18 protein-coding genes, 1 tRNA gene and 2 pseudogenes are annotated in these 22,119 nt (G+C 71.9%); 8 read left to right on the top strand and 13 right to left on the bottom strand.

Annotated features, from left to right (window positions below):
- Window positions 1–15 precede the first annotated feature (15 nt).
- The 5 genes and pseudogenes from thrC to QF030_RS28335 all read right to left on the bottom strand — a co-directional run bounded on the left by thrC (window position 16) and on the right by QF030_RS28335 (window position 5,939).
- Window positions 16–1,074, bottom strand: coding sequence for a threonine synthase (gene thrC / locus QF030_RS28355; RefSeq protein WP_307165427.1), 1,059 nt, complete (start codon window positions 1,072–1,074; stop codon window positions 16–18).
- Between the two features lie 6 nt (window positions 1,075–1,080).
- Window positions 1,081–2,380: pseudogene (locus QF030_RS28350) on the bottom strand (homoserine dehydrogenase).
- A gap of 218 nt (window positions 2,381–2,598) precedes the next feature.
- Window positions 2,599–3,990 (bottom strand): diaminopimelate decarboxylase, encoded by a 1,392-nt coding sequence (gene lysA / locus QF030_RS28345; RefSeq protein WP_307165426.1) that lies wholly within the window; start codon window positions 3,988–3,990, stop codon window positions 2,599–2,601.
- A gap of 14 nt (window positions 3,991–4,004) precedes the next feature.
- Window positions 4,005–5,057: an ArgS-related anticodon-binding protein NrtL gene (nrtL, locus tag QF030_RS28340; protein ID WP_307165425.1), complete on the bottom strand. Its 1,053-nt coding sequence runs from the start codon at window positions 5,055–5,057 to the stop codon at window positions 4,005–4,007.
- Window positions 5,058–5,486: 429 nt separating this feature from the next.
- Window positions 5,487–5,939 (bottom strand): response regulator, encoded by a 453-nt coding sequence (locus QF030_RS28335; protein ID WP_373428817.1) that lies wholly within the window; start codon window positions 5,937–5,939, stop codon window positions 5,487–5,489.
- A gap of 229 nt (window positions 5,940–6,168) precedes the next feature.
- Here QF030_RS28335 and QF030_RS28330 point away from each other — a divergent pair.
- A tRNA-Arg gene (locus tag QF030_RS28330) sits at window positions 6,169–6,240 on the top strand.
- Between the two features lie 215 nt (window positions 6,241–6,455).
- Here QF030_RS28330 and QF030_RS28325 read toward each other — a convergent pair.
- Both QF030_RS28325 and QF030_RS28320 read right to left on the bottom strand, forming a co-directional pair.
- The gene (locus tag QF030_RS28325) at window positions 6,456–6,878 is read right to left on the bottom strand and encodes a hypothetical protein (RefSeq protein WP_307165423.1); all 423 of its coding nucleotides are present in this window, start codon (window positions 6,876–6,878) and stop codon (window positions 6,456–6,458) included.
- Between the two features lie 84 nt (window positions 6,879–6,962).
- On the bottom strand, window positions 6,963–7,112 hold the full coding sequence (locus QF030_RS28320) for a hypothetical protein (RefSeq protein WP_307167860.1): 150 nt from the start codon (window positions 7,110–7,112) through the stop codon (window positions 6,963–6,965).
- A 348-nt stretch (window positions 7,113–7,460) separates the two neighbouring features.
- Here QF030_RS28320 and QF030_RS28315 point away from each other — a divergent pair, with 348 nt between their 5' ends.
- From QF030_RS28315 to QF030_RS28305, 4 genes and pseudogenes are all read left to right on the top strand, one after another.
- A complete protein-coding gene (locus tag QF030_RS28315) occupies window positions 7,461–7,685 on the top strand; it encodes a cold shock domain-containing protein (RefSeq protein WP_307165422.1) in 225 nt (74 codons plus the stop codon).
- A gap of 56 nt (window positions 7,686–7,741) precedes the next feature.
- Entirely contained in the window at window positions 7,742–7,891 is a 150-nt protein-coding gene (locus QF030_RS28310; protein ID WP_307165421.1) for a hypothetical protein, read from the top strand.
- 112 nt (window positions 7,892–8,003) lie between these two features.
- Window positions 8,004–8,270, top strand: a pseudogene (locus QF030_RS40640) (hypothetical protein); the annotation flags it as partial.
- Window positions 8,258–8,992 (top strand): glycosyltransferase, encoded by a 735-nt coding sequence (locus QF030_RS28305; protein ID WP_373428923.1) that lies wholly within the window; start codon window positions 8,258–8,260, stop codon window positions 8,990–8,992. The pseudogene QF030_RS40640 and the gene QF030_RS28305, both read left to right, overlap by 13 nt.
- 35 nt (window positions 8,993–9,027) lie before the next feature.
- On the opposite strand, the gene QF030_RS40635 is transcribed toward QF030_RS28305, so the two are convergent.
- Entirely contained in the window at window positions 9,028–9,369 is a 342-nt protein-coding gene (locus QF030_RS40635; protein WP_373428816.1) for a hypothetical protein, read from the bottom strand.
- Between the two features lie 280 nt (window positions 9,370–9,649).
- Between QF030_RS40635 and QF030_RS28295 the strand changes: the two genes are divergently transcribed.
- Complete coding sequence (locus QF030_RS28295) at window positions 9,650–10,501, top strand: ANTAR domain-containing protein (RefSeq protein ID WP_307165420.1); 852 nt, start codon at window positions 9,650–9,652, stop codon at window positions 10,499–10,501.
- A gap of 54 nt (window positions 10,502–10,555) precedes the next feature.
- Here the strand turns inward: QF030_RS28295 and QF030_RS28290 are convergent, their stop codons facing one another.
- From QF030_RS28290 to QF030_RS28275, 4 genes are all read right to left on the bottom strand, one after another.
- A complete protein-coding gene (locus QF030_RS28290; RefSeq protein WP_307165419.1) occupies window positions 10,556–11,665 on the bottom strand; it encodes a LacI family DNA-binding transcriptional regulator in 1,110 nt (369 codons plus the stop codon).
- Between the two features lie 95 nt (window positions 11,666–11,760).
- Window positions 11,761–14,355, bottom strand: a complete 2,595-nt coding sequence (locus QF030_RS28285) for a beta-galactosidase (RefSeq protein WP_307165418.1) — start codon at window positions 14,353–14,355, stop codon at window positions 11,761–11,763.
- Complete coding sequence (locus QF030_RS28280) at window positions 14,355–16,109, bottom strand: glycoside hydrolase family 35 protein (protein ID WP_307165417.1); 1,755 nt, start codon at window positions 16,107–16,109, stop codon at window positions 14,355–14,357. Before QF030_RS28280 ends, QF030_RS28285 begins: the two co-directional genes overlap by 1 nt.
- 406 nt (window positions 16,110–16,515) lie before the next feature.
- Complete coding sequence (locus tag QF030_RS28275) at window positions 16,516–17,685, bottom strand: MFS transporter (RefSeq protein ID WP_307167722.1); 1,170 nt, start codon at window positions 17,683–17,685, stop codon at window positions 16,516–16,518.
- A 459-nt stretch (window positions 17,686–18,144) separates the two neighbouring features.
- Here QF030_RS28275 and QF030_RS28270 point away from each other — a divergent pair, with 459 nt between their 5' ends.
- Complete coding sequence (locus QF030_RS28270; RefSeq protein WP_307165416.1) at window positions 18,145–19,668, top strand: acyltransferase family protein; 1,524 nt, start codon at window positions 18,145–18,147, stop codon at window positions 19,666–19,668.
- A 201-nt stretch (window positions 19,669–19,869) separates the two neighbouring features.
- Here the strand turns inward: QF030_RS28270 and ku are convergent, their stop codons facing one another.
- A complete protein-coding gene (ku, locus tag QF030_RS28265; RefSeq protein ID WP_444875794.1) occupies window positions 19,870–21,066 on the bottom strand; it encodes a non-homologous end joining protein Ku in 1,197 nt (398 codons plus the stop codon).
- 55 nt (window positions 21,067–21,121) lie between these two features.
- Between ku and ligD the strand changes: the two genes are divergently transcribed.
- Entirely contained in the window at window positions 21,122–22,003 is an 882-nt protein-coding gene (gene ligD, locus QF030_RS28260) for a non-homologous end-joining DNA ligase (RefSeq protein WP_307165414.1), read from the top strand.
- The last annotated feature ends 116 nt before the right edge of the window (window positions 22,004–22,119 follow it).

Below are 22,119 nucleotides of genomic sequence, written 5' to 3'. Positions count from 1 at the left end.
CGACGCGCGGACCGCTTACGCGAGCCCGAGGCGCTCGGCGGCCGTCACCGCGTCGACCGGGACGGTGACGGGCTGCGGGGCGCCGGCGACGGCCCAGTCGGGGTCCTTCAGGCCGTTCCCGGTGACGGTGCACACGATCTTCTGCCCCGGGTCGACCTTGCCCTGCTCGGCGGCCTTCAGCAGGCCGGCCACGGACGCGGCGGACGCGGGCTCCACGAAGACGCCCTCCTGCGCGGCCAACAGGCGGTAGGCGCGCAGGATCTCACGGTCCGTCACCTCGTCGATGAAGCCGCCGGACTCCTCCTGCGCGGCCAGCGCGAACTTCCAGGAGGCCGGATTGCCGATGCGGATCGCGGTGGCGATGGTCGACGGGTCCTTGACGACCTCGCCGCGCACGATCGGGGCGCTGCCCGAGGCCTGGAACCCCCACATACGAGGGGTCCGCGAGGCGATCCTGTCGGCGGCGTACTCCTGGTACCCCTTCCAGTACGCGGTGATGTTGCCCGCGTTGCCGACCGGCAGGACGTGGATGTCGGGGGCGTCGCCGAGCATGTCCACGATCTCGAACGCGGCCGTCTTCTGGCCCTCGATGCGCACCGGGTTCACCGAATTGACCAGTGCCACCGGGTAGTTGTCGCTCAGCGCACGGGCGAGCGTGAGGCAGTCGTCGAAGTTGCCGTCGACCTGGAGGATCTTCGCGCCGTGGACGAGGGCCTGGCCCATCTTGCCGATCGCGATCTTGCCCTGCGGGACGAGAACCGCGCAGACCATTCCGGCGCGCACCGCGTAGGCGGCGGCGGACGCGGAGGTGTTGCCGGTGGAGGCGCAGATGACGGCCTGCGCGCCCTCCTCCTTGGCCCGCGTGATGGCCATGGTCATGCCGCGGTCCTTGAAGGACCCGGTGGGGTTGGCGCCCTCCACCTTGAGGTGGACCTCGCAGCCCGTGCGCTCGGAGAGCACCTGCGCGGGCACGAGGGGCGTGCCGCCCTCACGGAGCGTCACGACGGGCGTGCTGTCGGAAACCGGCAGCCGGTCCCGGTACTCCTCGATGATTCCGCGCCACTGGTGGGTCATTGCTGGTTACTCTCCTTCAACCCGCATGATGCTGGCGACACCCCGCACGGTGTCGAGCTTGCGCAGCGCCTCGACGGTCCCGCTGAGGGAGGCGTCGGACGCGCGGTGGGTGACGACGACGAGAGAGGCCTCGCCGTCGCTGTCTTGCCGTCCTTGCTGGCGCACCGTATCGATGGACACCCCGTGCTCGGCGAACACGGTCGCCACCTGGGCGAGAACACCCGGTTTGTCGGCGACGTCCAGGCTGATGTGGTAGCGCGTGACGACATCGCCCATCGGCGAGACCGTCAGGGCGGCATACGCCGACTCGCCGGGCCCCGTTGCCCCGCTGAGCCGGTTGCGGCAGACGGCGACGAGGTCGCCGAGCACGGCGGAGGCGGTGGGAGCACCGCCGGCGCCGGGACCGTAGAACATGAGCTGCCCGGCCGCGTCCGACTCCACGAAGACGGCGTTGTAGGCGCCGCGCACGGAGGCCAGCGGGTGGCTCAGCGGAATCATCGCGGGGTGCACGCGCGCGGTGACCGACCCGCCGTCCGCGGCCCGCTCACAGATGGCGAGCAGCTTGATGGTGCAGCCCATCGCCCGCGCGGACGCGAAGTCGGCCGCCGTCACCTCGGTCATGCCCTCGCGGTAGACGTCGTCGAGACGCACACGCGTGTGGAAGGCGATCCCGGCGAGGATGGCCGCCTTGGCGGCCGCGTCGAACGCCTCCACGTCGGCCGTGGGGTCGGCCTCGGCGTACCCCAGGGCGGTGGCCTCGTCGAGGGCCTCCTGATACCCGGCGCCGGTGGAGTCCATCTTGTCGAGGATGAAGTTGGTGGTGCCGTTGACGATCCCGAGCACCCGGTTGACCTTGTCCCCGGCGAGGGACTCGCGAAGCGGCCGGATCAGCGGGATGGCGCCGGCGACGGAGGCCTCGTAGTAGAGGTCCTCGCCGTGCTCCTCGGCGACGGCGTGCAGCGCGGCGCCGTCCTGGGCGAGGAGCGCCTTGTTCGCGGAGACGACGGAGGCGCCGTACTCGAAGGCGGTGGTGATGAGCGTACGGGCGGGCTCGATGCCCCCGATGACCTCGACGACGACGTCGATGTCGCCGCGCTTGACGAGGGCGGTGGCGTCGGTGGTCACGAGGGCGGGGTCGATGCCCTCCCGGACCCTGGACGGCCGCCGAACGGCCACCCCGGCCAGTTCCACGGGGGCCCCCGATCCGCGCGGCGAGGTCGTCGGCGTGCGTCGTCATGATGCGCGCCACCTCTGAGCCGACCACTCCACAGCCCAGCAGCGCCACCTTCAGCGGACGCGTACGCATCATCCGACCTCGTTTCCTCATACCGTCTACGGTTGTTTCCGGTTGCCCCAGTCTCACTCACCGGACCGGAGTTTCTATCCCTGGTCCGGATCGTGAGACATCTATTTCATTTCCACGGGGGTGACGGACAGGAGATCTTCCGTCCCTTTTCCATCGACGCCTGTCGGCGTCCGCGGACGGATTCCGGCATTCGTCGGCCGGAGGGTTCCGTCTCCCCCTCAGCCCACATCGAGGCGCAGCAGATCCTCCTCGGTCTCCCGCCGCACGATGACCCGCGACTCACCCTCGCGGACGGCGACCACGGGCGGCCGCAGCACATGGTTGTAGTTGCTGGCCATGGACCGGCAGTACGCCCCCGTGGCGGGCACCGCGATCAGGTCACCCGGTGCCAGGTCGGAGGGCAGGAACGCGTCCTTCACGACGATGTCGCCGCTCTCGCAGTGCTTGCCGACGACACGCGCGAGCATCGGCTCGGCGTCGGAGGTCCGGGAGACCAGCGAGACGCTGTACTCCGCGTCGTACAGCGCCGTACGGATGTTGTCCGACATACCGCCGTCGACGGAGACGTACGTACGCAGCCCGTCGAGCGGCTTGATCGTGCCGACCTCGTAGAGCGTGAAGGCGGTCGGGCCGACGATGGCGCGCCCCGGCTCGACGGAGATACGAGGCGTGCGCAGCCGGGCGCCCTCGCACTCACGCGTGACGATCTCGGTGAGCGCCTTGGCGATCTCGTGGGGCTCGCGGGGATCGTCGTCGCTGGTGTACGCGATCCCGAGCCCGCCGCCGAGGTCGATCTCGGGCAGCTCGACGCCGTGCTCGTCACGGATGTCCTTGAGCAGTCCGACGACCCGGTGGGCGGCGACCTCGAAGCCGGACATGTCGAAGATCTGCGACCCGATGTGGGAGTGCAGCCCGATGAGTTCCAGCCCGTCGAGCTGAAGGGCGCGCCGGACGGCTTCCGCCGCCTGTCCGCCCGCGAGCGGAATCCCGAACTTCTGGTCCTCGTGCGCGGTGGCGATGAACTCGTGCGTATGGGCTTCGACCCCGACGGTGATACGGATCTGCACCCGCTGCCGCTTACCGAGCGACTGCGCGACATGGGAGACGCGCACGATCTCCTGGAAGGAGTCGAGAACGATACGCCCGACACCGGCGTCGATGGCCCGGTGAATTTCGTCGACGGACTTGTTGTTGCCGTGGAAGGCGATGCGATCGGCGGGCATTCCGGCGGACAGGGCAGTGGCGAGCTCGCCGCCCGAACAGACGTCGAGGTTGAGCCCCTCCTCGTGCAGCCACCGCACGACGGCCCGGGACAGGAACGCCTTGCCGGCGTAGAACACGTCGGCGTCGGCCCCGAAAGCGGAACGCCAGGCACGGGCCCGCTCCCGGAAGTCCGCCTCGTCGAGGATGTAGGCGGGGGTGCCGTACTGCTCGGCGAGAGCGGTGACGCCGACACCGCCCACGGTCAGCACACCGTCGGCGTCACGGGCGACGGTGTGCGCCCAGACCTTCGGATGGAGGGCGTTGAGATCGGCGGGCGGGGCGGAGTAGTGGCCCTCCGGAAAAACGTCGGCGTGGCGGGGCCCGGCGGGGTGGGCGGAACGGCTCATCTGGGCGTGCTCTTTCAGAGATGGTCGGGTGCGTCGATGCCGAGCAGGGTCAGGCCGCCGGCCAGCACCGTCCCGGCGGCTTCGGCAAGCGCGAGCCGGGCACGGTGGGCGGCCGAGGGTTTCTCCTCACCACGGGGCAGGACGGTGGGCCAGAGGGGGGTGACGGCGTCGGCGACGGCGAGGAGATGCCGGGCGAGACGGTCGGGAGCGTGCCGGGTCGCCGCCGCGGCCAGGATGCGGGGATGGTCGGCGAGGGCGATCTCGAGTTCGCGTACGTCCTGGACGTCTCCGGGGTGGGCGTCGAAGCCCAGGTCGGCGGCGTTACGGCTGAGCGCCCGGGTGCGGGCGTGGGCGTAACGGACCCGGAAGAGCGGGTTGCCCTCCCGCTGGGAGAGATACCCGGAGGTGATGCGGGGCCGGTCATGAGCGGCGGGATGGAGCAGGGCCCACCGCCCGGCGTCACGGCCGAGCGAAACGGGATCGGCCGGGGCGGCGGGCACGGGACGCACGTTGACCTCGAGCGGAGCCGGCGCGTCGGGCCTGCCGTACGCGTCGACCTCGGCACCGAGCACCTCGGTCCACTCCCGCTCGGGACGCGCCGCACAGCTGGTACGGACGAGCGCCCCCTGCGAACGCAGCACACGCGCGACGACGTCCATGACGACGACGGCGCGGACCTCATGAGCCGCGTGCAGCTGTACGAGCTGCCCGGTGGGGCGATCGGCGTACCCGTACCGCACCCCGCTCCGCAGGATCTCCCGGACGAGCGAGGCCGACGTCTGCGCCCTGCGCAGGCTGATATTGAGGAACCCGGGCCCGGTGACGACGACGTCACTGACCCCGGCGGCGCCAAGGAGATACGGCCGGAGAACCTCGGCGACCCGCTGCGGCGGCTGCCCGGCCGGCCGCGCCAGCTGAAGCGCGATGTTCGTCGCGTAGTCCCCACACCCACCGGGCCCCGGAGCGGTGACGACGGCCCGCCCCGGCACGACCACACTCAGCTCCCCGTCATCGACAGCACGACGCACCGCGCACAGCACGGTACGAGAGAGCTCGACGGGGGTCACGGGACAAGCGTAGGGGAGGAGGGGGGTGAGTAGGCGACCCGGTTTACGGGAGGTCCGGGATGTGGACGGGGGTGGCGGTATACGGGGTGCGGGGGGCCGGGGCGCCGTGGGCCCAGGTGAGCAAGAGGGGCAGCAGGTGCGCAAGGAGGGCTGAGGATGGGGGTGCGGGGTGCGGGGATGCGGGGATGCGGGGATGCGGGGGTGCGGACGCGGGGCTGAGGACGCGAGGCTGAGGACCTGGCGGAGCGAAGCGCTGGGCCTGGTGGAACGCGGCGCTGGTGCACTGGTGGAGCGAGGCGCTGTACCTGGTGGAGCGAGGCGTTGGTGCACAGCCTGGTCCGAGGCGCTGGTGCACTGGAGCTCGTCAGGCCTGGGATCGGTGTTACTCGGCTTCTGGGATCGGTGTTACTCGGCCCCTGACATTCGGTGTTACTCGTTCCCTGGGCCCGGGCCGCCCGGCCCCACACCTTTCCCCGCCCCTACACCTTCCCCGGCCCCGAGGACGGGCCCGAGTCCCATCCCTCGCCCCAGACCCTCCCCACGCTCCATCAACTCCCGTACCACGGTGACAAGTTCGGCGGGGTCAAAAGGCTTGGCGAGGAACGCGTCGACGCCGACCTCGAGTCCGGCCTCGACCTCGTACTGCGTACACGCGCTGATGACGACAAGGGGAAGATCACGCGTCCGTGGATCGGCACGCAGCCGGGCGGCGGTACGCAACCCGTCCAACCGGGGCATGACGACATCGAGCGTCACGAGATCGGGCTGCACCTGATGAACGACATCCAGACACTCGACACCATCGCCCGCGGTCACGACCTCGATGCCCTCCAGCTCGAGATTGACCCTGATCAGCTGCCGGATGACCTTGTTGTCGTCCACAACAAGCACCCGGCCCGACGCGCCTGGCACAACTCGAGAGTAGGTCGGGACCGGCCACCGCGTCCGGGTTTTCCCCACTTCCGCCCCGTGCGGGCGACCCACACCCCACTTCACCCCGGTCCGGACGTACGACGCCCCACCCCGGACCCGCAGAAACCCGTTCATGAACACCCCTAGCGAGCTGGTAGTGTTCTACCCGTCGCCGCGAGCAACACCTCACGACCGACACGCCCCCGTAGCTCAGGGGATAGAGCAACGGCCTCCGGAGCCGTGTGCGCAGGTTCGAATCCTGCCGGGGGCACCTTGTACGAGGTGCCCGAAGACCCCGCCACCAGCGCTTTCGCTGAGGACGGGGTCTTGGCGTATGTGCAGGCGTGTGCTGCTCGGAGCGGCCGTATGTCGGCGTCTGTGGGCGAGGCGTGGACGGGATCTAGGGGCGTTCCCCAGGTGGGCCCGACCAAAGCGACGCGGCCCCGGACGAGTACGGGGCCGCATCGCGAAGCGGTATCGGTCCCCCTAGTCGGCGGTGACCCCCCAGTAGCCGATCTGCGCAGGCCTGCCGTCGCGGTAGAGCACTGTGCAGTTCCCCTGGGCGCGGCTCGGGAAGCCCAGTTGCTCGGAATCAAGAGCTGCGTCCCACTCCTCGTAGGTGGGCCGGCCGTGAGGAGCCCACGCACGCACTTCCCCATCGGTCAGGGGCCGCATGAACGGACCGTCATCGGTGTCCGCGGCTTCGATCATGAGAGGAAAGTCGAGCACGGTGCACGTGCCGCCGGTGAATATGTACTCCTGCCACTCCGGGTCGCGCCACAGTTCCTCGACGGACTGCCCCTCGAAACCGTGGTTGTCCCGCGTCAACTCGTCCTCCTGAGCCTGCCGGAACGCGGCCACCAGATCACGCTGATACGGGCCCGTGTGACTCCACTCGTTTCCGCCCATCCGTATCCCCTCCCCATCCGAACTGCTTGATCAGGAGCGGAGCGTAAAGGACGGCACCGACAGGGCGCCCCACCCCGGCGCCGGTCACGCCATGAAGGCTCCCCCACAGCTCTGTTCAGCCGTCAGCACCCCTGAGAGCGGCGCCAGTGCCGACACCTCACGCTCCCGGTACACGCGCACGCTGAGCTGCGTGGCGACCACCTTCAGATCGGTCACGCCGACGAAGACGAGCACCGGCTCCACCGGTACGGGAAATCCGCAGTCCTGATGTACCCAGGCCCCGATGACAGGCCGGTCTAGGAGGTTCGGTTCCGCCTGGAGCAGTACCTGGGCGAGGTCGAGCGCGCATACGCGACGGTGGCCGGCACCATCAACAGTCAGTAGCTGCGTCGGAAGAGGTCGTGCCAGACCGGTGGCAGATCGTGCGGGGAACACGGGAAGCACCGGGCGACCAGCCGGCCTCGCACCATGCACCAAGACCGCTGAGCCGCAGGACAGCCACGGCTAAGCCCTCAATGCCCTCAGCCTCCCGAACTGGAATCCCCGATGCGTCGGCGCGGTCGGCGCCCGTAGAGTCGCCGCATGGTGACTGCGACTGTCCGTGAGTGGCACGACGAGGAAGGGTGGGGGGTACTCGACTCTCCCGAGACCCCCGGCGGGTGTTGGGGCCACTACGCCGACATCCAGACGAAAGGCTTCCATACGTTGTCGCCGGGGCAACGTGTCGATCTGCAATGGGAAGCCCCTGGCTTCAAGCAAGACGGCTACGACTATCGGGCAGTGAACATAGTGCCTCGGCCGACCTGACATCCACATCTGACATCGGCAACGGCAGCAGTGGTTGCGGGCGGTCCGTGCCGGCCATGGCTTCCATGCATTCGAAGCTCATGAGGTCGTCCGGGCCCCCGTTCCCGGACGCGCTGGAGCAGCGGAATTACATGCGACCCCTGGGACTGACGGGTGACTGCGTGATGCGGGTCCCCGAGCAGCGGCAGCAGGGTGGCGACGGCTGATGGGCCGGGGGATGCCGCGAACCGCTTCCCGGCGTACGAGCGGCACGGGAGGGACGGGGCCGCGGTGTAGCGCTCCAGGGCAGCCGGACCGAGACGGGAGGACGCGAAGGCTATGCGGTTGCTCCGGAGTCTCGTCGGACACGCGGACGAGACTTCCGGAGCAACCCGTCGAATCCGGATTCCCCGATCCGCTGAAGCACGTCGGTTCTGGATGTCCGGCATGGCCGCCCAGCTCGGCGTCCAGCCGCACGGCATACCGGTCGTGCAGACCTTCCACGCCCTGGGCACCGTCAAGCGGCGCCACCAGGGCCGGGACGACACCAGCCCCGTCGAGCGCGTCGGCATCGAGCAGCAGATCGGCCGCACCTGCGAGCGGGTACTGGCGACCTGCACCGACGAGGTGCACGAACTCGCCGCCATGGGCGTCTCCCGCGCAAGGTGTCCGTCGTGCCCTGCGGCGTCGACGCCGACCGCTTCCACCCCAGGGCGGACACCGCCGACACCCCGGCGCGCGGACAGCGCCACCGGCTGCTCTCCTGCGGCCGGCTGGTCCCCCGCAAGGGCCACGACCGGGCGATCCGCGCCCTGACCCGCATCCCGGACACCGAACTCCTCATCGCCGGCGGCCCGCCCTCCGACAAGCTGCACACCGAACCCGAAGCCCAGCGCCTGCTCCAACTGGCCGAGGAACAGGGCGTGGCCCACCGCGTGCGCCTGCTCGGCGCCGTCGACCCGCACCGGATGCCCGCACTCATGTGCAGCACCGACCTCGTCCTGTGCACACCCCTGTACGAGCCGTTCGGCATCGTTGCACTGGAAGCCACAGCCTGCGGCACACCCGTCGTCGCCACCGACGTCGGCGGCCACCGGGACACCGTCGCCGACGGCCACACCGGACGACTCGTGCCACCGGACGACCCCACCGCGATCGCCGACGCCGTCCACGACCTGCTCACACACGAGCCCACACGCCACCGCTTCGGCGCCACCGGCCGCGAGCGCGTGCTCGCCCGCTACACCTGGCAGCACGTCGCGGACGGCGTCGAACAAGTTCACCGGCGCGTCGCTGCGGGCCAGGAAGTACGTACGGAGGTCGCCTGACGGGCAACCATGGGGGCGCGCGGCGCGCTGCTGTCCTACGTCGAACACCCGAGCTCGTCCCGGCGTCCGCCGCGCACGCCGGGGACTCCTGCGGCGCCCATCACCGGTTCGCTGCCACGGCGGCCGGTCTGCTGGCGGACGGGACGCTCGTCGGGGAGGCGGTGGAAGGCGCCGTCGCCGCCGCGTCCGGGTTCGTCGCCTGGGGCGGTGCCGGCGGGGTGACCGACGGCGGTCCTCGACCATCCTCCTTGCGCGGGCCGAGGAAGCCCGGTGAACCGTCCGGCCTGCTCGTCCTGCGCGCGCTCGGGCCCGGCCACCTTCTCGCCGCGTCCCGGCGCCGTGCGCAGTGCGCAGTGCGCCGAAGCCTGACGGAGCACGAACTGGTGCCGGCCGCCCGCACCCGTCGCCGGGGCCCGCGGCGTCGACCGGCTGCTGCCCGCCTCCGCCCCCGGCCGCGTGGTGTCGCGCGGTGTCGAAGGCGGCGCGCACGGTTCGGGGGCCGGGGGGTGAAGGCGCCGGGGAGAGAGTGGTCAGGTTTACCCGCTGGGCTTCCGGTTAGGTGCATGGTCGTCGCTTGGCGAGCTGCGCCCCGACGGCTCCGGGGAGCCGTGCGCCGGGGTCGGCCACCGTCCACCGCCCCCCATTGGAGCCCCAGGTATGAGCCAGCCGCCCCGGCACCCGGCCGAAGGACGTCCGCCGGCCGGTGCCCCCGCCTCCGGATCGGGACAGGGAAACGCACCGCACTGGCGGCAGGACGATCTCGATCTGCGCAACCGCCTGTACGGCCACGCCGGCGTCGCCCGTGCCGAGGGGGTGCTGTTCCAGCGCTACGGCCTCGGTTCCACCGATGAGGCGTTCGCGCTGCTGAAGGACGCCTCCCAGCGGTTCAACATCAAGCTCTCCACCCTCGCCGACGCGGTCGTCCGCACACCGGCCCCCGACACCGACGCGGAACTGTGGTTCCCCCGCCGCACGCGGCACGGCCGCCCCGACGAGCACGGCAGCCATGCCAGCCAGGGCTCGGTCGTCAAGGCGGCTCTGCAACGGGTGCTGACGATCACCCAGACGCCGATGGGCAACGTCCAGCTGGCCGAGAGCGGCCGGCTGCGTATGGTCCGGCACGCCGGGCTCAACAAGTACTTCACCGACTTCTTCGCCTTCGTCGACGGCCCGACCACCACTTGTATGCAGGCGGCCACCCAGCGTGAGCAGGTCACCGTGCGGGACGTGGCGACCGCGGCGGTGTTCGACGAGGACTCCCGCCACGCCATCCTCCAGACGGGCAGCCGGGCCGCGCACAGCGTTCCGCTGGTGAACCGGGCGGGCGTGCCGCTGGGCATCGTGTCCTCCCATCACGAGCGGCCGCTGAGCGGTTTCACCCGCCGCGAGCTGGCCGCACTCGAGCGCACGGGCAGCGACGTCGGCCGATGGCTGTCCTGGCACTGGAACACCGTCGTGCTGGACGCCCTGGAACACCTCCACGCCACGGCCACGGGCGCGCACTGCTGACATCGCCGGGCGGTGCGTGACCGGGGGCGAGGCGGGCTCCTGGGCCGTGCGGGGTCAGCCGGCCGTGCCGCCGTCGGCGGAACGCTTCCCCGCTCGACGCGGACCGGCGGTGCTGTGCCTGACGCACAGGTCGACGGGGACGACCGTGAGCGGGCTGCCGGGGGTCGCCGGGCTGTCGATACGGTCCAGCAGGATGCGCAGGGCGATCGTGCCGATGTCCGTGAAGTCCGTACGGATCGTGGTCAGCGGCGGGAGGAAGTGGGCGGCCTCGGGGATGTCGTCGTAGCCGACGACGCTGACGTCCTGGGGGACCCGGCGGCCCGCCTCGTACAGGGCGCGCAGAACGCCGAGGGCCATCTGGTCGTTCGACACGAAGATCGCGGTGACGGCCGGGTCCTTCGCCAGTTCGCGGCCCAGGTCGTAACCGGAGTCGGCGCTCCAGTCGCCGATGAGGGGGGCGTGCACCTCGGCTCCGGCCGCCTCGAGGGTGGCGCGCCAGCTCTCCGCCCGGCGATCCGCCGAGGTCCAGCCCGTCGGGCCCGCCAGGTGGTGGACCGTGGGGTGGCCGAGGGAGAGAAGGTGCCGCGTGGCCTTGTGGCCGCCGGTGCGGGCGTCCGAGGTGACCATCGGGGTGCCGTCACCCAGCTCGTTGTCCATGACGACCAGCGGGGTGTCCAGGTGGGCCTCGGCGAGGGCCCGGGCCACGCGGACCTGGGGCGCGATCGCGATCACGCCGTCCGCGCCCTCCGCCGACAGCCGGTCCGCGGCCCGCACCACCGTGTCGGGGTCGGCGGTGTCCAGCGCGATCGAGCTCACCAGGTAACCGGCCTCCTGCGCAGCCGAGTTGATGGCGGTGAGGGTCGAGGCGGGGCCGTAGCGGGCAGCGTCGAAGGAGATCACGCCGAGCATCCGGGTGCGCCCGCTGGCCAGCGAGCGGGCGCTGCTGCTGGGGCGGTAGTCGAGCGTGCGCATGGCCGCCCGGACCGCCTCCCGGGTCTCGGCGCGGACGGCCGGGTGGTCGTTGAGCACCCGGGAGACCGTCTGCTTGGAGACCCCGGCCAGTTTGGCGACGTCGTCCATGACCGGACGCGAGCCCGCGAAGTTGCGTCTGCTGCGTCCCCTGGTCCCCGGGCCGGCCGGGCCGTCGGCGGCGCTTCGGGTCATGGCGGGGGCTTCTTCCTCGGGACTGGTCCGGGGCCCGTCGCACTGGGCCGCCCGGCGGACCCACAGGATAGGCCGGGCGGCCGGGGAAGCGGGGGTCAGGTCGTACCGAGCCTCCAGGTGCGGGTGGTGATCCGTTCGGCGTGCCGTACCTCGGCGATCCCGGCCGGCGGGGTGACGGGAAGGTGGACGGCCGCCCCGGCGGCGAGCGGCAGGATCCTCAGGGTGAGGGGCTCACCGGGCGGGAGCCGGTCGAGCGCGATGTCCCAGGGGCGGCCCGTGAAGAACTGGTCGGCGACGAGCGTGTCCCCCACGTAGGCGCGGGCCACGTCGCCGGTCCAGTGCAGGCGCAGCAGGTCGGATCCGGGCAGGGGCGGGGTAGCGGCGCGGGACGCCGGGACGTCGACGCGGAAGACGGCCGCCCTCGTGTCGTAGTGCTCGTCCGCGGGGGCGCTCGCCCGGCCCAGTACGCCCGTCTCCGGGGCCGGCGGCGGGCCCGCCGGGCGGAGCGCGGCGAGCGTGGGGGCGGCGACGGTGGGCGCGTCCTCGTCCGGGACGAGTGTGTAGCGGGTCAGGGCGCCGTCCTGGCTCTCCTTCACCCCGGCACCGGCTGCCGTCGGGGGACGGTCCGGGGCCGGGAGGACGGAGAGGGAGACCGCCGCGGCGGGGTCCCGGGATCCCTCGTCGCCGCTGTGGCCCGCAGCGCCCTCGTCCCTCGCACCGCCCTCGTCGGCGCTGCCTGCACTGCCTGCCGTGCAGGCAGTATCGGCCCTCTCGGCCCTGTCGGTCCTGCCTGCCCCCTCGGCCCTCTCGGCCCTCTCGGTCCTGTCGGCGCTGTCGTCCGAGGCGCGGGGGTGGATGCGCACCTCGCCGGTCGTCGCGTCGAAGACCACGCCGTCGGCGCACAGGACGAGCCGCTGTGCGCCCCAGGCCTCGCCCCGGTAGGCGGTGCGGGCGGTGGCCGCGTCCAGCACCAGGAGGGCCACCCGGTCGCCCGTCGGCGTCTCCGTCTCGACCAGAGCGTCCGTGCCGGGGCGCAGGCCGGTGATCAGGACGCGGTCGCCGTCGGCCACGGTCGTGACGTCCGCACCGGACGGCGCGACGACGGACGTCACCGTCGTCGCGTCCAGCGCCAGTTCGGGCTCGATGCCGTCCGTCGCCGCCAGGACGAGAACCGTCCGGCCGCCGCCGTCGCCGCCGTCGTCCGCGACCGTGCAGACCGGCTGGGCGGTGGCCCAGTCCAGGCGCAGGCCCGCCACGTCGAGGCGCAGGGGCCAGCAGAAGTAGGCGCCCGCGGGGACGGTGACGGGGGTGCTCGGGAGGGAGAGGGGCGGGGCCCCGGGGAAGCCGATCGTGAAGCTGGTGTCCGGGTGGTCCGGGAGCGGCTCGTGGGGCTGGTGGTTGGTGACGAAGAGGAAGCCCGAGGCGCGCCCGTCGCCGCGGACCGCCCAGCGCAGGGTGTCGCGGTCGTGCTGGTCTCGCGGGCGGCCGTCCGGCAGCACCGACCGCATGGGAGCGATCAGCTCGCCGAAGTCCGCCAGGAGCAGGTGCTGCAGCCGGAGTTCGTCGTAGGAGGGGCGGTACTGGCCGTACTCGCCGAGGGGGGCCTGGAAGTCGTAGGTCAGGACGGGGAGGTCGTTGGGGTAGGCGGTGGCGTGGGACTCCTGGAGGGGCGTCCGCTCCCCCGTCGGGTTGGTGCCGCCGTGGAACATGTAGTAGCCCTGCCAGACCGAGCCGCAGCCGATCTTCGTGAGGCCGAGGGCGCCGATGTCGGCGGCGTCGACGCGCGGGCGGCGGTGGTAGGCGACGGCCATGCCGCCGCCCAACTCACAGGTGGCCCAGGGGAACCGGTCCGCGTAGGCGTCGGGGTCCGTGCCGCGTACGGTCGTCGGGCGCAGGTCGGCGCCGATGCCCTCGTCGTCGCGCTGGTGGGTGAAGAAGAAGTGCTTGCGGCAGGTGTCGGGCCAGCCACCGTCGGCCTCGGTCCAGAAGGCCTCGGAGTAGCCGCCGTAGAGGGGGAGCAGCTCGTCGTCGGGGAGGTGGACTCCGCCCCATGCCGTCGAGGTCCAGAGCGGGGCGCGAAGGCCGGTTTCCTGGGCCATGCGCTTCAGGGTGCGCAGGTGGCCGGGCTGGTCGTAGAGCTCGTTCTCGATCTGGATCGCGACGACCGGGCCGTCGTGCGCGCGGTCCAGGCCGTCCAGTTGCGACGCGATCGCCTCCCACCAGGGACGGACGGCGGTCAGGTACGCCGGGTCGTCGGTGCGCGGGGCCGTGGTGCGGGCGAGGACCCAGTCCGGGAGGCCTCCGTTGCGGACCTCCGCGTGGGACCACGGGCCGATACGGGGGACGAAGTCCAGGCCGTGGCGGGCGCAGAGCCGGGCGAAACGGCGCAGATCGCGGTCGCCGTCGAAGCGGACGCGGCCCTCGGTCTCCTCGTGGTGGATCCAGATGACGTACGAGGCGACGACCGTGATCCCGCCCGCCTTCATCTTCAGCAGCTCCTCCTCCCACTCCCGGGCCGGGTACCGGGAGTAGTGGAACTCCCCCGAGACCGGGAACCACGGGCGGCCGCCCCGGGTCAGCCAGCGGCTGGTCACCTCGATGGGGTCGGGGGCGGCGGGGGCGTCGGCGAAGGGGAGATGACCTCGCGGCGGCGGCCCGGCGAGGGGTGCGACGTCCGCCCGGTGCCGCATCAGGACCGCTCCGGGCCGAGGTCGGGGGTGTCGATGAGGTGGGCGTCGAGCGTCGTGGCGCCGTGCAGTTCGAGGACGACCAACTCGTTGACGCCGGACCGCAGAGTGGGGGCCGGGACGTAGAGGGTGCGCTGCGGACCGCGGCTCCAGTAGCGGCCGAGGTGGAACCCGTTGACCCAGGCCTGGCCCTTCGTCCAGCCGGGGAGGGAGAGGAAGGTGTCGGCGGGGGTCCGCACCTCGAACGTCCCGCGGTGGAAAGCCGGTTCGGCGGAGGTGGGGTTCCCGGCCGGGGTGAACACGGCGGTGACCGGTACGTCGTCCAGGGGCAGTGCGTGGGAGTCCCAGCCTCGCAGGGGTGTGCCGTCGAGCGTGACCGGGCCCAGCAGGCCCTTGGGAACGCCGATGCGGGGACCGTAGTTGACCCGGCCCATGTTCTCCACGAGCACCTCGAGTACGGCGTCGGGGCGGGGGACGTGGACGGGCAGGGTCTCCTCGTAGCGCTCGCGTTCGAGGACGCCCGCGGGGGCGCCGTCCAGGAAGACCTGGGCACGGTCCCCCACTCCGCCGGCGAAGCGCAGCAGGCCGGTCCCCGGGGTGGGGACGGTGGTCCGGTACAGGGTGTACCCGGCGCGTTGGCCCAGCTCGTCGGCGGAGCGGGGGTCCGGGGCGTGCACGGGGCGGTCCGCGAGCGGGAGGAGGGGAGCGCGGTGGGTCAACCGGACGGTGACCGGCGGGAGTTTGGGCGACGCGGCGGGCACCGGTTCGTCCGGGACCGGGGCGTGGCGGGCGATGACCTCACGGAAGGCGTGGTACTTCGGGCCCGGGTCACCGCTCTCGGTGAGTGGGGCGTCGTAGTCGTAGGAGGTGACGGTCGGCACGTAGGCGTGGTGGTGGTTGGCGCCGTTGGTGTGCCCGAAGTTGGTGCCGCCGTGGAACATGTAGATGTTGACGGAGGCGCCCGCCGACAGGAGCCGGTCGAGGTCGGCGGCGGCGTCCTCGGCGTCCCTTCCGTGGTGCGGACCGCCCCAGTGGTCGAACCAGCCGATCCAGAACTCCCCGCACATCAGGGGGCCTTCCGGCTGTGCCTCGCGGAGCCGCTGGAGGGACTGGTCCACGCGGCTGCCGAACGTGCCGGTGGCGAGGACGCCGGGCAGCACGCCGTTCTTGAGGTGATCGCCGTCGGTCTGGTCGCAGGTGAACAGGAGCTCCTCGACGCCCCGTGAACGGAGCGCGTGTTCGAGGTGCTCCAGGTAGGCCATGTCGTCGCCGTAGGCGCCGTACTCGTTCTCCACCTGTACGGCGATGACCGGGCCGCCCGAGGCCGCCATGTACGGCAGGAGCGGCGGGAGGAGGAGATCCAGGTAGCGGTCCACGACGTCCGTGAAGCGGGGGTCGCTGGTGCGCAGGCGGATGTCGGCGTCGGTGGTGAGCCAGTGCGGCAGACCGCCGCCGTCCCACTCGGCGCAGATGAAGGGCCCGGGGCGGAGGAGGACGTGCAGGCCCTCCGCCGCGGCCAGCCGGAGGAAGCGGGGCAGGTCGAGGAGTCCGTCGAGGACGAGGGTGCCGGGTTCGGGCTGGTGCAGGTTCCACGGGAGGTAGGTCTCGACCGTGTTCAGCCCCATGAGGCGGGCCTTGCGCAGCCGGTCGGTCCACTGATCGGGGTGGACGCGGAAGTAGTGCAGAGCGCCGGAGAGGATGCGGAACGGTTCGCCGTGGAGGAGGAAACTGTCGGAGGTCGTGGTCAGGGCCGGCATGCGGGTCCCTTCGTCGGGGCGGACGTACGGGGTGCGTTCTGTGCTCGTACGGGATGCGTTCTCGTGCTCGTACGGGATGCGTTCTCGTGCTCGTACGGGGTGCGTTCTCGTGCTCGTACGGGGTGCGTGCATGAGCGGGTGCGTTGTCGTGGTCGTGCGGGTGGGTTGTCGCGGTTGAGAATCTGGTGCGGCTGTGGTTGCGGCCTTCGCTGCGGCTTGGGCTGCCGCTGCGGCTCGGGTCGTGCTGCGGGATGCCCTCGCCGGGCGGACGTGCGGGTGAGGTGCGTGCCTCGCGCCTCGGCCTGCCTGGGGTCGGCCTCGGGCTCGGTCGCGGTCCACTGCTCCCGGCCACGTCGGGCCACCGGTGCTGCGAGGCGGGCCTGGGCGGCCGGGGGCGGCCGGGCGGTCACCGCGCGGGTTTCGTGTGTGTCGCTCGGGTCAGCCAGAGCGTGGCCGCGAGACAGACGGCGGAGACCGCGGCGAGGAGGAGTGGGACCGCTCGGACGCCGGACCACTCGATGACCTTGCCGAGCGCCGGGCCCGCCGCGACGCCGCCCAGCATGGACGCGGCGATGACGACCGCGCCGGCCCGGCGGGCGTGCGGGGCGGCCCGGTGCAGCCAGGGCAGGCCGGTGGGGAAGATCGGTGCGATGAAAAGGCCCACGCCCGCGTAGGCGAAGGGCGCCAGGTCCGGTACCGCCGCCAGCAGGAGACAGCCGGTCATGCCCGCACAGGAGACCGTGATGATGGTCTGGGCGGAGAAGCGCAGCGCGATCGGGGCGACCAGGAAGCGGCCGACGGTCATCATCAGCCAGTACACGGAGGTCGCGGTGGCCGCGACGCCCGCGCTGTGCCCGACGGTCTCCAGGTGCGTGGGTTCCCAGCCTCCGACACCGGCCTCGATGCCGACGTGCAGGACATAGAGGGTGACGAAGACGGCGAGGACGGACCACAGGGCGCGGGCGGCCGGTGTCGTCGCCCCGCCGGCGACGAGGAGCCGCGGGTTCTGCGAGGACTGCGAGGACTGCGAGGGCTGTGAGGGCTGTGACTTCTGCTGGGGCTGCGGCAGCGGCGGGGGGCTGTCGCGTACGCCGCGCAGACAGAACAGCAGGGGCAGGTTGGCGAGCGCGAAGACCAGGAAGACGACGGGGTAGTGCTCGGCGCCGACCACCCCGATCACGGCCGGGCCGAGGATCGCGCCGATGCCGAAGTGGGCGTTGAGGACATTGAGCATCGCGGTGGAACGGTGGCCGAAGCCGACCGCGAAGAGTTGGTTGAGGCCGTAGTCGATACCGCCGAAGCCGAACCCCGCGAGAAGCGCCGCGGTGAGGGCGAGGGGCCAGTTCGGTGCGACCGCGAAGCCCGCCGCGCCGACCGCCATCAGCAGATACGAGGCGGCCAGGATCCGCCGGTTGCCGGTACGGCCGTACAGCCGGTCGAAGAGGAGGACTCCGGCGACCCCGCCGACGAAGTGCGCGCTGAGCCCCAGCCCCGCGGTGGAGGGCGAGAGTCCGAAGTCTTCGCGCAGTGCCGGGATCGCCGGGCCGTAGAGCGCCTGGAGAGCGCCGATGAGCATGAAACCGACGCAGGAGGCGACCACGGCGGACGTCGTGAAGACGGGCCCGGGACTGGTGTCGGGGTCCGTGGCGGTCCCTGTGCCGGAACCCGTGCCGGCGCTGGCGCCAGTCCTGGTGCCGGTGGCGCCGTCGGCCGTGCCGACGATCGTGGGGTCGGGCCCGGGTGAGCCGCCCTGGGCGCGCTGGGCCGTGGGGTGGTCGGTCACGCGGGCTCCCGAGGACGGACGGCCCACCTCAGCGTGGGCGTGCGGGTGATGCTCCGATGGGCGTCAATGTTACCGGTAACATGAGAGGCGTCAAGGTGCCGTACGCGTAGTCGGCACTGAGCTGCTCCGGGATTGCGGGCATGGTCGGGGGTCACCGCCGTGCCGCGCCGACGGGTGTCGTCCCGGGTACGGCTTGGTTGCGACAAGGGATAGACGCCGTACGGGAGTTGGCTGGCGGGCAGCATGCGAGACATGAGCCGAGACCGGTACGTCGACTTCCTGCGCGCGTGGGCGATCCTGCTCGTCGTGCTGGGGCACTGGCTGATCACGGGGCTGGTCCGGCATCCGGACGGCGAGATCACCGCCCCGGAGCTGCTGGCGACCCTGCCCTGGACGCAGTGGCTGACCCTGGGCTTCCAGATCATGCCGTTGTTCTTCCTCGCCGGTGGGCATGCCGCCGGCGGCTCCTGGGCGCGGGCCCGGGCCGCCGGCGGAAGCGCCGCCGGATGGGTGGGGCAGCGTGCCGTGCGGCTGCTGCTGCCCACGGCGGTGTACAGCGGCCTCGTCCTGTCGGCCGTCGGGGTGTGCTCCGCGCTCGGCGTGGACCGCGCCACCCTCGCGCTGGTCGGGTGGGCGATGGCCATGCAGTTCTGGTTCCTGCCGGTGTACCTGCTGCTCAGCGCGCTGACGCCGATGCTGTACTCCCTGCACGAACGAGGGGGTGTGCGTGTGCCTGTGGGCATGGGCGTGCTGGGGCTGGGCGTCGGCACGCTCGTGGCGACGGGCGACGCGTCCTCGCACGGTCCGGCCGTCGAGGCGATCGGAGCACTCAACTACCTGCTCGTGTGGGGTGTCGTCTACCAGCTCGGATTCTGCTGGCGGGACGGGTTGCTGGGCGGCGACGGTGAGACGGCGCCGCGAGCGCGCGGCCGGGCACTGGCCATGATCGTGGGGGGCGCGGTGGGGTTCGCCCTGCTGGTCGGGCCCGGGCCGTTTCCCGTCAGCCTGATCCTGGTGACCGGTGAGGAACTGAGCAACACCGACCCTCCGTCGGCGGCCATGCTGGCGTGGAGCCTGGCACAGGTCGGGGTGGCTCTGCTGGTCGCACCGGTCGTGCGGCGGCTGCTGGAGCGGGCCCGGGTGCGGCGGGCCGTGCGGACGCTGGGGGCCGGGAGCATGGCGCTCTACCTCTGGCACATGCTGCCGGTGCTGATCGTCGCCGCCGCCTTCTACCTGACCGGGCTCGCCCCCGAGCCCCGCTACGGTTCGGCGGGCTGGTGGGGCCTACGGATGCCGTGGCTGCTGGTGCTGGCGAGCGTCCTGGTGGCGGTGGTGCGGGCCTTGCGGCCACTGGAGCGGGCGCTGGCCTCCGTGGAGGTGCGCGGGCGGCCCGACGCGGACGTGCGGGGAGCGGCGGCCTGGCGCATGTGGGTGGGGCTCGGCGTGAGCGTCTGGGCGCTGACGTACTTCGCGGGGCACGGGTTCGCGTACGGCGGCGACGTTCCGGTGTGGCCGACGCTGGGGCTGGGGGTGGGCACGCTGTGCGTGGCCTTCCCTCGCCGGGGCGTCAGAAGCGACGGGGGCAAGGGCAACGGGCGGAATGACGGCGACGGGGGCAATGACGGCGACGGGCGTGACGCGCGGGACCGGCGTGACGAGGATGGCCACGAGGGCGGCGCCGAGGAACAGGCGGCAGGACGGGATCAGCGGGCAGGACAGGCTCAGCGGGCAGGACGGGCCCGCCGGGATCGAGGGGCGCTGGAAGGGACTGTCTGACGTCGACGGTCCCCCGCCCCCTCCCTCGCCTCCCACCCCCCTCGCCTTCCTCGCACAGCCCCCTGGCCCACTCGGCTCACCGGCCTCCCCTCCCCGACGCCTGGGCCTACGCCTGTGCTCCCAAACGTGCGGGAGAGGAGGGCGGGTACGGGCGGCGTCAGGCCGTGCGGGTGCGGGAGAAGGGGGCAGGCACCAGCGGCGTCAGGCCGTGCGCTTGCGGGCCGTCGTCTTCTTCGCAGCCGTCTTCTTCGCCGTCGCCGCCTTCGACGTCGTCCCCTTCGCCGTCGTCTTCTTCGCGGCGGCCTTCTTGGCCGTGCTCTTCGACGCCGCCGTGCCCTTCGCTTCCGCCGTGCTCCTCGACGCCGTTGCCCGCTTCGCCGGCTGAGCCGACTTCGCCGTCTTCGCCGTCGACTTCCTCGGCTGCGCCACGGTCTTCTTCGCCGACGCCGTCGACGTCGACTTCTTGCCGCCCGTCCCCTTGGGCGCCGTACGGGCCGATCTGCGCTGAGCGAGGTGGCTGACCTCGGCCCCCGGCTCCGCCTCCCGCTCCTCCGCCTCCCGCTCCTCCGCCTCCCGCTCCGTCCGCCGCTTCCTCCCCGCTGGGCCCTTGTCCGGTTCCTCACCGCGCGACTCCTTCGCCGCGCGCACGCTCTTCTCCAGGGCCGCCATCAGGTCGAGCACCTTGCCGCTGGACGGCGAGGAAGGGGCCTCGGGGGGCGCCTCGCCGGCCGCCTTCGCCGCCACGACCTCCTCGACCGCCTCGCGGTACTCGTCGTGCAGGTCGTCCAGGTCGACCTCGCCGAGGGTGTCCATCAGGGCGTCCGCCAAGTCGAGTTCCTTGTCGCGGACGGTGACCGAGGTGTCCGGAACCACGCCCTCCGGTGCGCGGACCTCGTCCGGCCAGAGCAGACCGTGCATGACGATCGCCTCGCCGACCACGCGGAGCATCCCGAGGCGCTCACGCCCGCGCAGGGCGTACTTCGCGATCGCCACCTTGTGGCTGCGTTTCAGGGCCTCCCTGAGCAGCGTGTACGGCTTCGCCGCCGGGGCGCCGCCCGCCTGGAGGTAGTAGGCGGCGTCCATCTGGAGCGGGTCGATCCGGTCGGCCGGGACGAAGGCCACGATCTCGATGGTCTTGGCGGTCGGGAGCGGCAGATGGGACAGGTCCTCGTCGGTGATCGGGATGATCGTGCCGTCCGCGTCCTCCCAGCCCTTGCCGATCTCCCCCGAATCCACCTCGCGGTCCTCCAGTTCGCAGACCTTGCGGTAGCGGATGCGGCCGCCGTCCTCCGTGTGGATCTGGCGGAAGGAGATCGAGTGGTTCTCGGTGGCGTTCACCAGCTTGATCGGGATGCTCACGAGGCCGAAGGAGATGGCGCCGTTCCAGATGGATCTCACGTGCCGCACCCTCCTGAGGGACCCTTATGTGACGGTTTCATGTGATTCTCATCGTATGACGCCGATCACAGAGGTGGAGGGGAGACGGCTCGCGCTCAGCAATCTGGAGAAGGTGCTGTATCCGGCGACCGGCTTCACCAAGGGCGAGGTGCTGCATTACTACGCGACCGTCGCCGATGCCCTGCTCCCCCATCTGCGCGACCGGCCGCTGTCCTTCCTGCGCTACCCGGACGGGCCCGACGGGCAGACCTTCTTCGCCAAGAACGTGCCGCCCGGGACGCCCGAATGGGTCACCACCGCCGAGGTGCCCCGGTCGGAGGGGCCCGTCCGGATGGTGGTCGTGCAGGATCTGGCGAGTCTGGTCTGGGCGGCGAACCTCGTCACGGAGTTCCATACGCCCCAGTGGGTGATCCAGGAACCCGAGATCGCCGACCGGCTCGTCCTCGACCTCGATCCCGGCACGCCCGCGACCGTCGTCGAGTGCTGCGAGGTCGCGGTGTGGCTGCGGGAGCGGCTCGCGGCGGACGGGATCGAGGCGTTGCCGAAGACGTCGGGGTCGAAGGGGCTGCATCTGCTGGCGGCTGTCCGGGGTGCCTCCTCCGATCGGGTCTCGGAGTACGCGAAACAGCTGGCCGTGGAGGCGGAGCGGGCCATGCCACGGCTGGTCCTGCACCGGATGACGCGGAGCCTGCGGCCGGGGAAGGTGTTCGTGGACTGGAGTCAGAACGCCGCGCGGAAGACGACCGCGACGCCGTACACCTTGCGGGCACGGGCCGAGCCGACCGTGTCGGCGCCGGTGACCTGGGAAGAGGTCGAGGAGTGCCGGTCCGCCGGGACGCTCACCTTCTCGGCCTCCGACATCGCTCCGCGGCTTCAGGACTTCGGGGATCTGCTGGCACCGCTGCTCGACGCCGGGCGGGCCGGCGCCGTGCCCTGATCGAACCCCCGGCGGCGCCCTCTCGACCCCTCAGGGGGCCCGTCGCCCTCCCTGGAGTCCCGTTTCGGCGGATCGTCCTCGTCCTCGGGCTCCCGTCCGGGGCGTCCCGGGCCGCC

Source organism: Streptomyces rishiriensis (genome assembly GCF_030815485.1).
GTDB classification, from domain to species: domain Bacteria; phylum Actinomycetota; class Actinomycetes; order Streptomycetales; family Streptomycetaceae; genus Streptomyces; species Streptomyces rishiriensis_A.
Note: the sequence above shows the minus strand (reverse complement) of the source record. Positions and strands in the feature narration are given on the sequence as shown.

Excerpts from the sequence above, each read along its gene's own strand:
- thrC (WP_307165427.1), bottom strand. The coding sequence starts at position 1,074 with ATGACCCACCAGTGGCGCGGAATCATCGAGGAGTACCGGGACCGGCTG.
- lysA (WP_307165426.1), bottom strand. The coding sequence starts at position 3,990 with ATGAGCCGTTCCGCCCACCCCGCCGGGCCCCGCCACGCCGACGTTTTT.
- QF030_RS28325 (WP_307165423.1), bottom strand. The coding sequence starts at position 6,878 with ATGGGCGGAAACGAGTGGAGTCACACGGGCCCGTATCAGCGTGATCTG.
- QF030_RS28315 (WP_307165422.1), top strand. The coding sequence starts at position 7,461 with ATGGTGACTGCGACTGTCCGTGAGTGGCACGACGAGGAAGGGTGGGGG.
- QF030_RS28310 (WP_307165421.1), top strand. The coding sequence starts at position 7,742 with ATGGCTTCCATGCATTCGAAGCTCATGAGGTCGTCCGGGCCCCCGTTC.
- QF030_RS28295 (WP_307165420.1), top strand. The coding sequence starts at position 9,650 with ATGAGCCAGCCGCCCCGGCACCCGGCCGAAGGACGTCCGCCGGCCGGT.
- QF030_RS28290 (WP_307165419.1), bottom strand. The coding sequence starts at position 11,665 with ATGACCCGAAGCGCCGCCGACGGCCCGGCCGGCCCGGGGACCAGGGGA.
- QF030_RS28285 (WP_307165418.1), bottom strand. The coding sequence starts at position 14,355 with ATGCGGCACCGGGCGGACGTCGCACCCCTCGCCGGGCCGCCGCCGCGA.
- QF030_RS28280 (WP_307165417.1), bottom strand. The coding sequence starts at position 16,109 with ATGCCGGCCCTGACCACGACCTCCGACAGTTTCCTCCTCCACGGCGAA.
- QF030_RS28275 (WP_307167722.1), bottom strand. The coding sequence starts at position 17,685 with ATGCTCATCGGCGCTCTCCAGGCGCTCTACGGCCCGGCGATCCCGGCA.
- QF030_RS28270 (WP_307165416.1), top strand. The coding sequence starts at position 18,145 with ATGAGCCGAGACCGGTACGTCGACTTCCTGCGCGCGTGGGCGATCCTG.
- ligD (WP_307165414.1), top strand. The coding sequence starts at position 21,122 with ATGACGCCGATCACAGAGGTGGAGGGGAGACGGCTCGCGCTCAGCAAT.